This window comes from Thermomonas sp. (assembly GCF_025993755.1).
GTDB lineage: Bacteria > Pseudomonadota > Gammaproteobacteria > Xanthomonadales > Xanthomonadaceae > Thermomonas.
In genome coordinates this window covers 15187-29606 of the sequence record NZ_JAMQHN010000121.1, presented here as the reverse complement: position 1 = coordinate 29606, position 14420 = coordinate 15187, and the positions used below count along the sequence as shown (strand labels likewise).

The following is a 14420-nucleotide window of genomic DNA, read 5'->3' as shown; positions in this document are numbered from 1 at the left end:
GAAGGTGGGCTGCGCGCGGGAGGATTGTTCGATACCCCGGCGCGGGCGTCGGCCAACTGCTGGGCGCGCTGTTCGGCCATGCTGCGCTGGCGGGCCGCCTGCTCGCGCAGGCGGCGCAGATCGGCGATCTGCCGCTGGCGCTGGCGCTCCATCTCGCTTTCCCGCTGCGCATCCAGTTCGGCCTGCGGCGGCTGGCGGCGGCGTTCTTCCTGCTCGCGCTTGACCTCGGGCACCGGCGGCATCGCGGCGTCGCGCTGTACGCGCGGCTGTTCGACCGGGGCCGGATCGGGCACCGGCGGCGGCAGCTCGCGCGGCTTTGGCGGCGCCGGCATTTCCTCCGGCACCGGCTCCGGCAGAGGCTTGGGCATGGGATCGGGCTGCGGAGCCTGCAGCTCCGTCGGCGCCCGCCGCAGCGCGCGCTGCATCGAGGCGCTGAGTTCGGAAGCGTCGATCAGCTCGGCCTCGATCGGCTCGCCCCGCGCCGCTTCGGGCGGGATTATGCTGGACCAGCGCAGGCCGACGAACACCAGCAGGAACAGCACCACGTGCAGGCCCAGCGCCTGCGCGACAGCGATGCTGTTGTCGGCGCGCGTCTGCTTCATCGCCGCAGCGTCATTTCCGCGCCGGTTCCGGCGTCTTCGGTGCGCCCATCAACCCGGCACGCGGCACGTTGGCCTGCTGCTGAAGCAGCGACAGTACCGCGAACACCGTCTGGTAGCTGACCTCGCGGTCTCCGGCCACGTACACCGGCACGTTCGGGTCGGCCGCTACGAACGCCTTCACCCTGGCCACGAGTTCGGCTTCATCGACCGCCTGCGGACGCTCGACGCCTTCGTAGGTAAGCGCCAGCGCGCCGTCCTTGCCCACGCTGACCACCACCGGCTGCTTCTTCGCCTGATCCAGCGCGTGCGCTTCGGCCTGCGGCAGGTTCACGTCGACGCCGACGTTGAGCAACGGCGCCGTCACCATGAAGATGATGAGCAGCACCAGCATCACGTCGATATAGGGCACGACGTTGATGTCGGACTGCAGCCTGCGCTTGCGCGCGCGACGCCCGGTTCTGCTGGCCATGGCCACCTCAGCCGCCCGCGTTGGCCTGACGTTGCAGGATCGAGGCGAACTCCTCGCTGAACGCCTCGAAGCGCACCGCCATGCGGTCAGCGCGGGTGGCGAAGCGGTTGTAGGCCCACACCGCCGGGATCGCCGCGAACAGACCCATCGCGGTGGCGACCAGCGCCTCGGAGATGCCGGGCGCAACCGAGGCGATGGTGGCGTCGTGCATGTTCGCCAGCCCCTGGAAGGCGATCATGATCCCCCACACGGTGCCGAACAGGCCGACGTAGGGGCTGATCGAACCGACGTTGGCGAGGAATTCGAGGTTGCGTTCCAGTCCGTCGAGTTCGCGCGAGGCAGTCGCCCGCATGCCGCGCTGGGCGCCTTCCACCTGCATCCGCGGATCCACCCCGCGGCGCTGGCCGACCCGATTGAATTCGCGCATGCCGCTTTCGAAGATCGCTTCCAGGCCTTCGATGTCGCGATGGCGCTCGGTGGAGGCCGCGTACAGTTTCGACAGCTCGGTACCCGACCAGAACGCGCCTTCGAACTGCTCGGCTTCGCGCTCGGCCCGGTCCAGCAGCCGCTTCTTGCTCAGGATGATGACCCACGAGGCGATCGACGCCAGCAGCAGAAGCAGCAGCACGAACTGCACCGGCAGGCTGGCGTGCAGCACCAGCCCGAGGATGTCCAGGCCCTTGTCGCCATGCGCGGTGGCCGCGACGGCGGCGCCGTCGGTCAGCGTCGTGGCATCGACCGGCGCTGCATCCGGCAGCGCCTCCGGAACGGATTGCAGCAGGTTCAGCGCAAACATCAAGACGGCTCCATCGGCGACCGCAGTCGCTCCAGCAGGGAATCCACAATGGGACAGGGACGAAAATCCGACGCACGCACCGCGGCGATCCTGACCCTGGCTTCGACCAGCACCGCATCGCCGCGTTCGATCCGCTGCGCCAGCGTGAAACTGGCGCCGCGACATTCAAGCAGAGCCACGCTGACCGAAAGCTGATCGTCCAGCCGCGCCGGTGCGCGGAAATCCAGATCCATCGCGCGCACGACGAATACCCGATCGTCGCGCTCGCGCAGCAAGGTCTGATCGAAGCCCAGCGCGCGCAGCCACTCGCTGCGGGCGCGCTCCATGAACGCCAGGTACTGGGCGTGATAGACCACCCCGCCGGCGTCGGTGTCTTCCCAATAGACGCGGACGGGCCAGAGGAAGGAAAGGGGGTCAGAGTGAGTTATCCGCCCAGGATTTCCCTTCATGCCGGACGTCTCCTCGGATAACTCACTCTGACCCCCTTTCCTTGAAGCCCAGGTGCCGATAGGCCTTGGGCGTCGCCATCCGGCCGCGCGCGGTGCGCACCAGGAAGCCCTGCTGGATCAGGTAGGGCTCGATCACGTCCTCCAGCGTGCCGCGCTCTTCCGACAGCGCCGCCGCCAGCGACTCCACGCCCACCGGGCCGCCGTCGAAGGCATCGATGATGATGCCCAGCATGCGCCGGTCGAGTTCATCGAAGCCTTCCGGATCGACCTTCAGCATGTCCATCGCCGCGCGCGCGGCGCTGGCATCGATCGCACCGCGCCCCTTGACCTGGGCGTAGTCGCGCACCCGCCGCAGCAGGCGGTTGGCGATCCGCGGCGTGCCGCGCGAGCGCCGCGCCACCTCGATTGCGCCATCGTCATCGCAGGCGATCGCCAGGATCTGCGCGGAGCGCCGCACGATCCGGGTCAGCTCGTCGGGCGAATAGAATTCCAGCCGCTGCACGATGCCGAAGCGGTCGCGCAGCGGCGCGGTGAGCAGGCCGGCGCGGGTGGTCGCGCCGATCAGGGTGAACGGCGGCAGGTCGAGCTTGATCGAGCGCGCCGCCGGTCCTTCGCCGATCATGATGTCGATCTGGAAATCCTCCATCGCCGGATAGAGGATTTCCTCGACCAGCGGCGAGAGGCGGTGGATCTCGTCGATGAACAGCACGTCGAACGGCTGCAGGTTGGTCAGCAGCGCGGCCAGATCGCCGGCCTTCTCGATCACCGGTCCGGACGTCACGCGCAGGTTCACGCCCAGTTCGTTGGCGATGACGTGCGACAGCGTGGTCTTGCCGAGGCCGGGCGGCCCGAAGATCAGCACATGGTCGAGCGCCTCGCCGCGCCCCTTGGCCGCCTCGACGTAGATCCGCATCTGTTCGCGCACCGGCTGCTGGCCGAGGTATTCGTCCAGCGTGCGCGGGCGGATGCCGGCTTCCACGGCAGCATCATCGCGGCTGGCGTCGGGGTCGATGAGGCGGGGGTCGGCCATGGGTGGATTATCGCCGCTTTTGCCGGCATCGCGGCGGCGCGTCTATGCGGACGCTCAGATCTCGACCTGCGCGCCCAGTTCGACCAGCCGGTTGCCGGGGATCCGGAAGAAGTTGGTGGCCGGCGCCGCGTTGCGATGCATGAACGCGAACAGCCGGTCGCGCCAGACCGGCATCCCGGGCCGACGTCCGGAGACCACGTTTTCGCGGCTGACGAAGAACGTGGTGTCCATCGGATTGAAGATCAGGTCGCACTGGTCGCAGCTGCCCATCAGCGCCACCGGGACGTCCGGCGTTTCCATGAACCCGTAGCGCACGATCGCACGGTAGAAATCCTTGCCGCTGATCGAATCGATCTGCAACCGCTTTCCCGCCGGTGCGTAGGGCACGTTCAGGGTTTCCACGGTCAGCAGCACGTTGCACTCGTGCAGCACCTTGTTGTGCTTGAGGTTGTGGAGCAGGGCCGGTGGGACCACGCCGGTGCCCGCGGTCAGGAACACGGCGGTACCCGGCACCCGCACCGGCGGCGCCAGCATCAGTCCGGGCAGGAAGGTGGACAGCTGGATGCCATCCTTGTTGATTTCTTCCTGCAGAAGGGCGCGACCGCGGCGCCAGGTGCGCATCATCATGAACAGGACGATGCCCAGCAGCACCGGGAACCAGGCGCCCTGCAGCAGCTTGGCGCCGTTGGCGATGATGAAGCTCACGTCCAGCGCGAAGAACGCCGCGCACAACGCGAAGATCCAGTACCGCGCACGCGGCCACAGCATGCGCGCCACCAGCGCCAGCAACAGGGTGTCGATCAGCATGGTGCCGGACACCGAAATGCCGTACGCCGCGGCGAGATTGGTTGAGCTGCGGAACGCCAGCACCAGCGCGAACACCAGCACCGCCAGACCCCAGTTGATGCCCGGAATGTAGATCTGGCCGATGGTGTCGTGCGAGGTGTGCTTGATCCGCATGCGCGGGATGTAGCCCAGCTGCATCGCCTGCCGCGACACCGAGAAGGCGCCGGTGATGACCGACTGGCTGGCGATCACCGCCGCCATCGTGGCCAGCAGGATCATCGGGTACAGCGCCCAGTCCGGCACCGCCTCGAAGAACGGATTCGCCGCCGCCGCCGGATTGCGCAGCACAACCGCACCCTGCCCGAGGTAGTTCAGCACCAGGCAGGGAAGCACGAAGAAATACCACGCGCGGCGGATCGGTGGTGCGCCGAAATGCCCCATGTCCGCATACAAGGCCTCGCCGCCGGTCACCGCCAGCACCACCGCGCCGAAGATGAAAATGCCGTGTTCGCCGTGCTCGAGGAAAAAGCGCATGGCCCACCACGGATTGAGTGCGTGCAGCACCTCCGGCATGGCGATCACGTTCCAGACGCCGATCGCGGCCAGCGACACGAACCACAGCGACATCACCGGTCCGAACACCTTGCCGACCCGCGCCGTGCCATAGCGCTGCGCCGCGAACAGGATGGCCAGCACCACGAGGGTGATCGGGACGATGAAATGCTCCAACCCCGGCGCCGCAACCTCCAGGCCCTCGACCGCGCCCATGACCGTGATCGCCGGAGTGATCACGCCGTCGCCGAAGAACAGCGACGCGCCGAAGATTCCCAGGATGCCGACGATGTAGGCGGTTCGCGAGCCCTTGCGCAGCGTCCGCTGAGCCAGGGCCATGAGGGCCATGATGCCGCCTTCGCCATCGTTGTCGGCGCGCATGATGATGGTCACGTACTTGAGCGTGACAACGATGTTCAGCGCCCAGAACACCAGCGACAGCAGCCCGAGCACGGTGTCGTGGTCGTTGCCGAGGCCGTAGTGCGGCGTGAAGGCTTCCTTCAGCGTGTACAGCGGGCTGGTGCCGATGTCGCCGAACACCACGCCGATGGCGCCCACCACCAGCGCCAGCCCCGCGGCCCTGCGGCCCTGGTCTGCCTCGCGCATCACTGGGGGGAGTTCGGACATGCGGCCTCCGTCAGCGCAGCGCCGCCTGCAGCGCCTTGCGGATGATGGCCGGCGCATCGTCGCCTTCGGTCGCCGCCTTCCTGGCCATGTGCTCGGCCTCGGACGGCTTGTAACCCAGAGCCTGCAAACCGGTGATCGCTTCGGACAATGGATCGCCCGGAAGGCCGGCCGCACCCGGCACCGACGCCCGCCCAAGTTCGGAGGCGCGGTCGCGCAGTTCCACCACCATGCGTTCGGCGGTCTTCTTGCCGATCCCGGGAACCCGGGTCAGCGCCGCCACGTCGCCGGTTTGAACCAGCCGCGCAAACGCGTCCACCGCCACGCCGGACAGCACCGCCAGCGCGATTTTCGCGCCGACGCCGGACACCTTCTGCAGATCGCGGAACAGCTGCCGCTCGGGTTCGGTCAGGAATCCGTACAGCGCGACGCTGTCTTCCTTCTGCGCATAGTGGGTGAACAGGAAGACCTCGCGGCCCACTTCGGGCAGGTCGTAGAAGGTACTCATCGGCGCCTGCAGTTCGTAGCCGACGCCGTGGACGTCGACCACCAGCTGCGGCGGCGCCTTGTGGATGAGGATGCCCTTCAGTCGTCCGATCATCGCCGTCCCCTGCCCTTGCGTCCCCACGCCGCGCGCGCGGCCACGCCCAGGCGGTCGGCACTGGCGCGCACATGCGCGTGGGTGATCGCCACCGCCAGCGCATCGGCCGCATCCGCCTGCAGCTTGCCCTGCAGGTCCAGCATCGCGCCGACCATGTGCTGCACCTGTTTCTTGTCGGCGCCGCCGCTGCCGACGATGCCCAGCTTGATTTCCTTGGCCGCGTATTCGCTGACCGGCAGATCGCGCGCCACGCAGGCGGCAATCGCGGCGCCGCGAGCCTGCCCGAGCTTGAGCGCGCTCATCGCATTGTTCGACAGGAACACCTGTTCCACCGCCACCTCATCCGGCCGGTACTGCGCGATCAGCTCCCACAGGCCGTCCAGCAGCTTGCGCAGCCGAAGCGGGAAGGATTCCTCGTCCATCAGGACGATCGGCTGGTGGTGGACGTGACCGAGCCTGCCATCGGCGGACACGTCGATGATCCCGACCCCGGTACGCTGGGAGCCGGGGTCGATGCCGAGCACCCGGGTGATACCGGGCGCGGCGCGATCCAGACTTGGCGTGTCCGCAGGCATGGCATCCGCCAACGCGACGGCTCGGCGTTCAGCCGAGGCCGGTGGCGTTGGAATAGACGTCCTGGACGTCGTCCAGTTCGTTCAGCCAGTGCAGGAGTTTCTGCACCTGCTCGGCGGTCTCCCCCTCCACCGCGGAATCGTTGTCGGCGCGCATCGTCACCTCGGCGAAGCCCGGCGCCAGCCCAGCCGCTTCCATGGCCGCCTTGACGTCCGCGAACGCTTCCGGCGCGGTGAGCACGTCGATCGCCCCGTCTTCCGGATAGACGACGATATCGTCGGCCCCGGCTTCGATCGCGGCCTCGGTGATCTTTTCCTCGTCCGCGCCGGCGCCGTAGCTGAGCACGCCGACCTTGTGGAACATGAAGGCCACCGAGCCTTCGGTGCCGAGGTTGCCACCGAACTTGCCGAAGGCGTGGCGCACGTCGGCCACGGTGCGCACCCGGTTGTCGGTCAGGCAATCGACGATGACCGCGACGCCGCCCGGCGCATAGCCCTCATAGCGGATTTCCTCGTAGGTGACGCCTTCCAGCTCACCGGTCGCCTTCTTGATCGCGCGCTCGATGACGTCCTTGGTCATGTTGGCCGACAAGCCCTTGTCGATCGCCGCGCGCAGCCGCGGGTTGCCGTGCGGATCGCCGCCGCCGGCGCGGGCGGCGACCGAGATCTCGCGGATCACCTTGGTGAAGATTTTGCCGCGCTGCGCGTCCTGCGCATTCTTTCTGGCTTCGATGGAAGGTCCACGTCCCATGGTGGATTCCCCTGATTCAAGGCAAGCCGCGAATTATACGACGTTGCCCCGTCCGGCGTGCGGTTGGACGCCATTCCATCGACACGCCCTCATTGGGGCTGCCAACGCAGCGAAACGAGGAACTCGCGACCCGGCTGGTTGTACCAGGCGCTGGTTTCGTAGCGCCTGTCGAACAGGTTGTTGACGTTGGCCTGCAGCGTCCAGCCGTGCGCAAAGCGCCAGCCGACGCGGGCGTCGAGGGTGCCGTAGCCGCCCACGCGCAGGGTATTGGTGACGTCGTCCCAGCGCGCGCCTTCGCCGATCGCGGTCAAGCCCACGCTCCAGTCACCGATGTCGCGGTCGAGGTCCAGACGGGCGCTGTGCTGGGGGCGGCGCGCCAGGCGCAAACCGTGCATGAAACCGGCACTGCGGTTGCGCGCGTCGAGCCAGCCGATCTGGCCGTTCACGGTCCACTGGCCAAGGCGGGCGTTGGCGGTCAGCTCCAGGCCGCGGATGCGCGCCGATTCGACGTTGCCCGGCGCGCCCAGCGCCGCGTCCCACGCGATGAGGTCGCGGACGCGGGTGTCATAGGCGTTGGCCTGCACTTTCCAGCCGGTTCCGCCGTAGGCCAGCGACAGCTCGCCGCTGCGCGAGGCTTCCGGGTGCAGCAGCGGGTTGCTGAAGCCGGGGTAATAGAGCTCATTGAAGCTCGGCGCCTTGAACGCGGTGCCGTAGCTGGCAGTCAGCCGCCAGCCATCGGCGAAGTCCAGGCCCCAGGCGATACCGCCGGTAGTCTTGCCGCCGAACTGGCCGTTGTTGTCGTGGCGCAGCGCCAGCTGCAGATCCTGCACGCCGAAGTTCCCCTGGTACTGCAGGAAGCCGGCACGATTGCTGCGCGTAGCGGTGAACGGCGACCACGGATCGACCACGTTGGCGCGGTCGTGCAGCCAGTCGAGGCCTGCGGTCAGCACGTGTCCGGTGGCGACGGTGAAGTCGCCCTGCAGGCTGGCGCTGTCGCGGGTGGTGCGGAAGCGGTTGCTGAACACGGTGCCGATGTAGTTGCTGGAATCGTCGATGTTGCGGCCGACGGTCAGCTTCAGCTGCGTGCGCGCCGAGGGCGTCCAGCGCACGCTGCCGCCGACGACTTCCTGCGCGATGTCGGAGTTGTCGCTGTAGTCGCCGTCGTAATCGTTGTGCCCGGTGGCCCGGAACAGCCGGGCGTCGAAGCGCCAGGCATCATTGGGCGAATAGTCCGCGCGCACGGTGGCGCTGTCGTTGCGGTAGCCGTCGCGGTCGAGGTGGGTGCCGGGGATGATGAAGCAGCCGGCGCCGGCAAAGGTCAGCGGGTCCATGTAGCCCGAGCAGGCGTTGATGCCGCGGGTTTCCTGATGGGCGATGTCGACGCCGATGCCGCCGCGCGCGCCGCGCAGGTCGACGCCGGCCGAGGCTTCGGCGCGTCCGTGGCTGCCGGCCGCAAGGCGGACGTGGCCGGAGGTGCCGCTACCGGTGGCGCGTCGGGTGAAGATCTGGATCACGCCGCCGATCGCATCGGCGCCGTACAGCGACGAGCGCGGGCCGCGCACGATCTCGATGCGCTCGATCTGGTCCAGCGGGATGTCCTGCAGCGCGGCCAGTCCCGAGGTCGGCGAACCGATGCGAACGCCGTCGACCAGGAACAGCGTGTGGTCGGATTCGGTGCCGCGCAGGAACAGGGTGGACAGCTTGCCCATGCCGCCCTGGTTGATGATGCTGATGCCGGCACGGCCGCGCAGCAGATCGGGCAGCGACAGCGCGCCGCTGGCTTCGATCTGGCTGCGGTCGATGACTTCGACGGCGGCCAGTGACGCATCAACCGTGGTGGCAGTTCGGGTGGCGGTGACGACCACGCTGTCCAGCGGCTTGGCGTCGTCCGACTGCGCAGCGGCGACGGCGGGAGTGGCAATGGCGGCGGCCAGCAGGGCGCCGCGCAGGGGGGACTTGTGATGTGACATGGGGAGACTCCGGCGCGCACGCCCGCGCGCCCTTGCGTGGAAGGACGGCTGCAAGACGACGGATTCACGGATCGGCGCAGGCAGGCGCGTGCGCGGACTCGCGCGATGCCCGCCGCATCGCAACCAGACACGCTTCGGGCCGGTCTCCGGGCTTGCGCGCGGGACACGAGCCGTGTCCCCACTCGACGCCTTCCCATGCAAGCACAGTGGCCGTTGTCGAGCTTGTCGCGCTTACCGTTGCGGGGGCAGCGCCGGAATGGATGCGCGCAAGGCGCACCGTCACCGGCTTCCCGTTTCAATCCAGCGGCGGGCTATCGCCGAAGGATCACCAGAAGCGACGTCAGTCTATCGGATTTGCGCGGAAGGCGCAGCCGATTCGCGGCAAGCCCGGATCAGGATTCCTGATCGCCCCCGCGCTCATTGTCGAACAGATCCGGCTCTGGCGGCACGGAATCTTCATGGTGGATGGTCTGCACCGGCGCGGCAGCCGGACGGCCGCGCGGAGGCGGCAACGCCGCCAGGCCCGCTTCGACGATGCCGGCCAGTTCCTGGCGACGCGCTTCCGGCACGTCCTGCCAGTGGCAGTCGAGCAACGCGCCTTCGAGCGAATACAGCAGGTTCAAGCTGGGCCTGAAACCGGCGCGGCGCACCTTGACGTAAGCGGCGGCGGATCCGATCGCAGCCAGATCCTCGCGGCTGCGCAGGCCGACCTGGCGCAGCCAGGCCGCCGACTTCGGGCCGATGTTGCGGAGCTTCCCGCTCATCGCAAGGCCTCCATGAAACAGGCGGCGACGGCCTCCAGACCGCGCTGGTCGTCGGCGTCGAATCGCGCCAGCTTCGGGCTGTCGAGATCGAACACACCGATCAGCGCTTCGCCGTCGTACAGCGGCACCACCAATTCCGAGCGGCTGGCCGAATCGCAGGCGACGTGCCCGTGGAAGGCGTTCACGTCCTCGACCCGCTGCGTCTGCCGGCTGCGCGCCGCCGCGCCGCACACGCCCTTGTCGAGCGGGATCCGGACGCAGGCCGGCAAGCCCTGGAACGGGCCGACCACCAGCTCGGTGCCGTCAAAGAAATAGAAGCCGGCCCAGTTCAGGTCCGGCAGCGCGTGATAGACCAGCGCCGACAGGTTGGCAGCGTTGGCGATGCGATCGCGCTCGCCGTGCAGCAGCGCGCGCGCCTGCTGCGCAAGTTGCGCGTATTGTTCCGGCTTGCTGCCGGTCAGCGGACTGGAGACGAAGCTCATGCCGGCAGTGTAGCAATGCGCGGTGAGAGCCTTTGCATTCTGGAGAGAGAAAGGACAGTGATCGCGTTCTACGTCACCGGCACCGACACCGGCATCGGCAAGACCCTGGCCAGTTGCGCGCTGCTGCACGTGCTGCGTGGGCGCGGCCTGCGCGCGGCCGGGATGAAGCCGGTGGCCAGCGGCTGCGCGTGGATCGAAAGCAGCTGGAAGAACGAGGACGCGCTGGCGCTGCGGGCGGCCGGAACACCCGGCATCTCCTATGCCGACATCAATCCATTCGCGTTCGAACACCCGCTGGCGCCGGAACTGGCGGCGCAAGATGCCGGCACGCAAGTCACGCTGGCGCCCATCCTCGCGGCGCGCGACCGGCTGCTGGCGCAGGCCGACGCACTGGTGGTCGAAGGCGTCGGCGGCTGGGCTGCGCCGCTGTCGCGCGATCTGATGCAGGCCGACCTGGCGCGCGCATTGGATCTGCCGGTGGTGCTGGTGGTCGGATTGCGGCTGGGTTGCCTCAACCACGCCCTGCTCAGCGCACGCGCGATCGTCGCCGACGGCCTGCCCTTGGCCGGCTGGGTCGCCTCGCACGTGGATCCGGCGATGGAACGGGTCGAGGACAACCTCGGGATGCTGCGGGAACGCCTGCCGGCGCCCTGCTGGGGCGTACTGCCACATGCGCCGGGTGCGGATCCGGCGATGCTGGCCGCACACCTGCACGTTCCGGAGCACGTGTAGACGCGCCCCGCTGCAATCAGTCGTGGGCGGGCACGACCCCCGTGTCGGAGTGGCCACCGTTGGCGTCCTGCGCGTGCGGCAGCGCGCCGCGCTCGCGGTCGTGCGCGTGGTCGCGGGCCAGGAACATGTAGAACGCCGGCAGCACGAACAGGGTGAACAGCGTGCCGATGGTCATGCCGGAGGCGATCACCACGCCCATCGAGAAGCGCGAGGCCGCGCCAGGACCTTTCGCCATCAGCAGCGGGATCATCGCGAACACCAATGCGGCGGTAGTCATCAGGATCGGGCGCAGGCGGATGCCGGCGGCGGTTTCGATGGCTTCGAGCTTGCCCATGCCCTCGTTGATCTGCAGCTTGTTGGCGAACTCCACGATCAGGATGCCGTGCTTGGAGATCACGCCCACCAGCGTCACCAGACCCACCTGGGTATAGATGTTGACGCTCATGCCGGGGAACGCCTCGATCCCCATCGCCATCAGGATCTGCGACAGCAGCGCCAGCACGTTCAAGGCCAGCAGCGCCCCGCAGATGGCCATCGGCACCGTGAGCAGCATGATCAGCGCGTCGCGGAAGCTCTCGAACTGGGCCGAGAGGACGAGGAAGATCACCACCAGCGCCAGACCCATCGTCAACAGCATGGCCGAACCTTCGTGTTTGAACTGCCGCGACTCGCCGGCGTAGTCCACGCTGTAGCCCTGCGGCAGGATCTCGGCCGCGGCCTGGTCGAGGATGGCCAGCGCCTCGCCCTTGCTCACGCCGGGGCGCGGGGCGAAGGTGATCGACACCGCATTGAGCTGCTGGAAGCGCTTGAGCGATTGCGGCTGGGTGCTCTCCTTCAGCGTGATGATCGTCGACAGCGGAATCAGCCGGCCGTCGCGGGTGCGGGTGTAGTAGTTGTCGAGGTCGCTGGCGTTGAGACGACTGCTCCGCTGCACCTGCGGGATCACGCGGTAGGAACGGTTCTGCATCGAGAACAGGTTGGTATAGCCGCCGGCCAGCATCGACGCCATGTCCGAGGCCAGTGTGCGCATGTCGATGCCGAGCATGGCCGCCTTGTCGCGATCGACGTTGACTTCGATCTGCGGTTTGTCGAGCTTCAGGTCCTTGTCGAGGAAGATGAATCGCTTGCTCGCCATCGCCCGCTGCAGGATCCGGTCGGCGAGTTCGGAGAGTTGCTCCAGGTTGCCGACGCCGCCGATGACGAACTCGCCGCCCGAGGCGCCGCCGCCGGCGCTGGGCAACGACGGCGGCACCAGGGCGAACATCTTCAGCCCGGCAATCCGGTCGAAGCGAGGCTGCAGCTCCTGCTGCAGGACCTGGTTGGTCGAGCGCGAGCGCTCGGTCCAGGGCTTGAGCGAGAAGCCCGCCATCGCGCTCGGGCTGGCGCCGCCACCGCCGCCGCCAAAGCCGCCGTTGAACAGGAAGAAGTTGTCGACTTCCGGAACCTCCCTGACCAGCCGCGCCATTTCGGTGGTGTAGCGTTCGACGTAATCGAGGGTGGCCACCGGGTCGGCGCTGGCGACGCCGAAGATGAAGCCCTCGTCCTCGATCGGCGCCGGCTCCTTGGGCGCCGTCATGTACAGAAACACGCAGCTGGTGAGCACGATCAGGCCGAACGCGGCGATCACCGACCGGGTCTTGAGCGCGCCATGCAGAAGCCGCTCGTAGCCGTTGTGTAGTTTCTCGAAACGGGCATCCAGCCAGGCCTCGAACTTGCCGCCCTGGCCCTCGGCGTGCGGGCGCAGGATCTTCGAACTCATCATCGGCGTCAGGGTGAGCGCGATGATGCCCGACAGCAGCACCGCGCCGGCGAGACTGAAGGCGAATTCGGTGAACAGGATGCCGGTCATGCCGCCCTGGAAGCCGATCGGCAGGTACACGGCAACCAACGTCGTGGTCATCGCCACCACCGGCCAGGCCAGCTCGCGGGCGCCCTGGATCGCGGCGTCGAACGGCTTCATGCCTTCCTCGATGTGGCGATGGATGTTCTCGACCACGATGATCGCGTCGTCCACCACGATGCCGATCGCAAGCACCATCGACAGCAAGGTCAGCAGATTGATGGTGAATCCCATCAGCAACATCAGGAACATGCCGCCGATCAGCGACAGCGGGATGGTGATCGCCGGAATCAGGACGCTGCGCAGCGAGCCGAGGAACAGGTAGATCACCACGATCACGATCAGAAGCGCTTCGATCAGCGTGCGGATCACCTCGTTGATCGCGTCGTTGATCGCCTGGGTGCTGTCATAGGGGATCACCGCGTTCAAGCCCTGCGGCAGCTGCGGCAGGATTTCGCCGTCCCAGACCCGGTGCACGTCCCTGATCACGTCCAGCGCGTTGGCGTCCGGGGCGACGTAGATCGCCATGAAGGTGGCCGAATCGCTGCCGTTGACGCTGACCGAGCTGCCATAGCTTTCCGAGCCCAGCACGACGTCGGCGACATCGCCAAGCCGGATGATCGCGCCATCCTGCTGGCGCACCACCATGTTGCGGAAATCCTCGACGCTGCGCAGGTCGGTGCGCGCGGTCATGTCGATCGCCACCATCTGGCCCTTGGTCGAACCGACCGCGGCGAGCACGTTGTTCGACTGCAACGCCTGATTGACGTCGCCGGCGGTGACCTTGAGCGCCGCCATCTTTTCCGGCTTCAGCCAGATGCGCATGGCGAAGGTGCCGGCGCCGTGGATCTCGGCGCGCTGGATGCCGTTGATCGCGACCAGCTTCGGCTGGATCACGCGGGTCAGGTAGTCGGTGATCTGGGTGTTGTCGAGGGTGTCGCTGGAAAACGCGATGTACATCGCGGCGATGCTTTCGCCCTGCTGCAGGTCGATCACCGGGTCTTCCGACTGCGGCGGCAGCTGGCCGCGCATCTTGTTGACCTTGGCCGAGATCTGGGTCAGCGCCTCGTTGGGATCCTTGTCCAGCCGGATGTAGGCGGTGATCGTGCTCATGCCCGCCGAGCTGTTCGACGTCATGTAGTCGATGCCTTCGGCGGAGGCGATCGCGGTTTCCAGCGGCGTGGTGATGAAGCCCTGGATCAGGTTGGCGTCGGCGCCGAAGTAGGTGGTGCTCACCGTCACCACCGCGTTGCGCATCTCCGGATACTTGCGCACGTTCAATTCGCCGAAGGCGCGCAGGCCGAACAGCAGGATGAACAGGCTGACGACGATCGCCAGCACCGGCTTGCGGATGAAGATGTCGGTGAATTTCATTGCCGATCCTGAGATTGCCCGGGTTG

14 protein-coding genes and 1 riboswitch are annotated in these 14420 nt (G+C 67.6%); of the genes, 1 reads left to right on the top strand and 13 read right to left on the bottom strand.

The genetic code is table 11. The annotated features are described in order from the left end of the window. The 12 genes from Q0X16_RS08560 to Q0X16_RS08505 form a co-directional block, all read right to left on the bottom strand. On the bottom strand, positions 1-602 hold a 602-nt coding region (locus Q0X16_RS08560; protein WP_297833178.1), incomplete at its 3' end, for a cell envelope integrity protein TolA. 10 nt (positions 603-612) lie between these two features. Further along, positions 613-1071, bottom strand: coding sequence for a protein TolR (tolR, locus tag Q0X16_RS08555; protein WP_297833176.1), 459 nt, complete (start codon positions 1069-1071; stop codon positions 613-615). Between the two features lie 7 nt (positions 1072-1078). Then, positions 1079-1867, bottom strand: coding sequence for a protein TolQ (gene tolQ / locus Q0X16_RS08550; RefSeq protein WP_297833174.1), 789 nt, complete (start codon positions 1865-1867; stop codon positions 1079-1081). Further along, positions 1867-2316, bottom strand: a complete 450-nt coding sequence (gene ybgC, locus Q0X16_RS08545; RefSeq protein ID WP_297833172.1) for a tol-pal system-associated acyl-CoA thioesterase — start codon at positions 2314-2316, stop codon at positions 1867-1869. The genes tolQ and ybgC overlap by 1 nt, the downstream gene beginning before the upstream one ends. Positions 2317-2338: 22 nt before the next feature. Further along, a complete protein-coding gene (gene ruvB / locus Q0X16_RS08540; RefSeq protein WP_297833170.1) occupies positions 2339-3346 on the bottom strand; it encodes a Holliday junction branch migration DNA helicase RuvB in 1008 nt (335 codons plus the stop codon). Between the two features lie 54 nt (positions 3347-3400). Beyond that, complete coding sequence (locus tag Q0X16_RS08535) at positions 3401-5290, bottom strand: potassium transporter Kup (RefSeq protein WP_297833203.1); 1890 nt, start codon at positions 5288-5290, stop codon at positions 3401-3403. Positions 5291-5321: 31 nt separating this feature from the next. Continuing rightward, positions 5322-5909 (bottom strand): Holliday junction branch migration protein RuvA, encoded by a 588-nt coding sequence (ruvA, locus tag Q0X16_RS08530; RefSeq protein ID WP_297833168.1) that lies wholly within the window; start codon positions 5907-5909, stop codon positions 5322-5324. Then, positions 5906-6442 (bottom strand): crossover junction endodeoxyribonuclease RuvC, encoded by a 537-nt coding sequence (ruvC, locus tag Q0X16_RS08525; RefSeq protein WP_297833201.1) that lies wholly within the window; start codon positions 6440-6442, stop codon positions 5906-5908. The genes ruvA and ruvC overlap by 4 nt, the downstream gene beginning before the upstream one ends. Before the next feature lie 70 nt (positions 6443-6512). Next, positions 6513-7232: a YebC/PmpR family DNA-binding transcriptional regulator gene (locus Q0X16_RS08520; RefSeq protein WP_297833166.1), complete on the bottom strand. Its 720-nt coding sequence runs from the start codon at positions 7230-7232 to the stop codon at positions 6513-6515. Between the two features lie 89 nt (positions 7233-7321). Further along, positions 7322-9202: a TonB-dependent vitamin B12 receptor gene (gene btuB, locus Q0X16_RS08515; protein WP_297833164.1), complete on the bottom strand. Its 1881-nt coding sequence runs from the start codon at positions 9200-9202 to the stop codon at positions 7322-7324. A 119-nt stretch (positions 9203-9321) separates the two neighbouring features. Then, a riboswitch (cobalamin riboswitch) is annotated at positions 9322-9550 on the bottom strand. Positions 9551-9594: 44 nt separating this feature from the next. After that, the gene (locus Q0X16_RS08510; RefSeq protein WP_297833162.1) at positions 9595-9966 is read right to left on the bottom strand and encodes a TfoX/Sxy family protein; all 372 of its coding nucleotides are present in this window, start codon (positions 9964-9966) and stop codon (positions 9595-9597) included. Beyond that, entirely contained in the window at positions 9963-10448 is a 486-nt protein-coding gene (locus Q0X16_RS08505; protein WP_297833160.1) for a GAF domain-containing protein, read from the bottom strand. The genes Q0X16_RS08510 and Q0X16_RS08505 overlap by 4 nt, the downstream gene beginning before the upstream one ends. 15 nt (positions 10449-10463) lie before the next feature. Between Q0X16_RS08505 and bioD the strand changes: the two genes are divergently transcribed. Beyond that, positions 10464-11180 (top strand): dethiobiotin synthase, encoded by a 717-nt coding sequence (bioD, locus tag Q0X16_RS08500; RefSeq protein WP_297833158.1) that lies wholly within the window; start codon positions 10464-10466, stop codon positions 11178-11180. A gap of 16 nt (positions 11181-11196) precedes the next feature. Here the strand turns inward: bioD and Q0X16_RS08495 are convergent, their stop codons facing one another. Next, a complete protein-coding gene (locus Q0X16_RS08495) occupies positions 11197-14394 on the bottom strand; it encodes an efflux RND transporter permease subunit (protein WP_297833156.1) in 3198 nt (1065 codons plus the stop codon). Positions 14395-14420 lie beyond the last annotated feature (26 nt).

What these genes read in the sequence shown, in the direction of transcription:
- tolR (WP_297833176.1), bottom strand. Translation starts at nt 1,071, where the DNA reads ATGGCCAGCAGAACCGGGCGTCGCGCGCGCAAGCGCAGGCTGCAGTCC.
- tolQ (WP_297833174.1), bottom strand. Translation starts at nt 1,867, where the DNA reads ATGTTTGCGCTGAACCTGCTGCAATCCGTTCCGGAGGCGCTGCCGGAT.
- ybgC (WP_297833172.1), bottom strand. Translation starts at nt 2,316, where the DNA reads ATGAAGGGAAATCCTGGGCGGATAACTCACTCTGACCCCCTTTCCTTC.
- ruvB (WP_297833170.1), bottom strand. Translation starts at nt 3,346, where the DNA reads ATGGCCGACCCCCGCCTCATCGACCCCGACGCCAGCCGCGATGATGCT.
- Q0X16_RS08535 (WP_297833203.1), bottom strand. Translation starts at nt 5,290, where the DNA reads ATGCGCGAGGCAGACCAGGGCCGCAGGGCCGCGGGGCTGGCGCTGGTG.
- ruvA (WP_297833168.1), bottom strand. Translation starts at nt 5,909, where the DNA reads ATGATCGGACGACTGAAGGGCATCCTCATCCACAAGGCGCCGCCGCAG.
- Q0X16_RS08520 (WP_297833166.1), bottom strand. Translation starts at nt 7,232, where the DNA reads ATGGGACGTGGACCTTCCATCGAAGCCAGAAAGAATGCGCAGGACGCG.
- btuB (WP_297833164.1), bottom strand. Translation starts at nt 9,202, where the DNA reads ATGTCACATCACAAGTCCCCCCTGCGCGGCGCCCTGCTGGCCGCCGCC.
- Q0X16_RS08510 (WP_297833162.1), bottom strand. Translation starts at nt 9,966, where the DNA reads ATGAGCGGGAAGCTCCGCAACATCGGCCCGAAGTCGGCGGCCTGGCTG.
- Q0X16_RS08505 (WP_297833160.1), bottom strand. Translation starts at nt 10,448, where the DNA reads ATGAGCTTCGTCTCCAGTCCGCTGACCGGCAGCAAGCCGGAACAATAC.
- bioD (WP_297833158.1), top strand. Translation starts at nt 10,464, where the DNA reads ATGCGCGGTGAGAGCCTTTGCATTCTGGAGAGAGAAAGGACAGTGATC.
- Q0X16_RS08495 (WP_297833156.1), bottom strand. Translation starts at nt 14,394, where the DNA reads ATGAAATTCACCGACATCTTCATCCGCAAGCCGGTGCTGGCGATCGTC.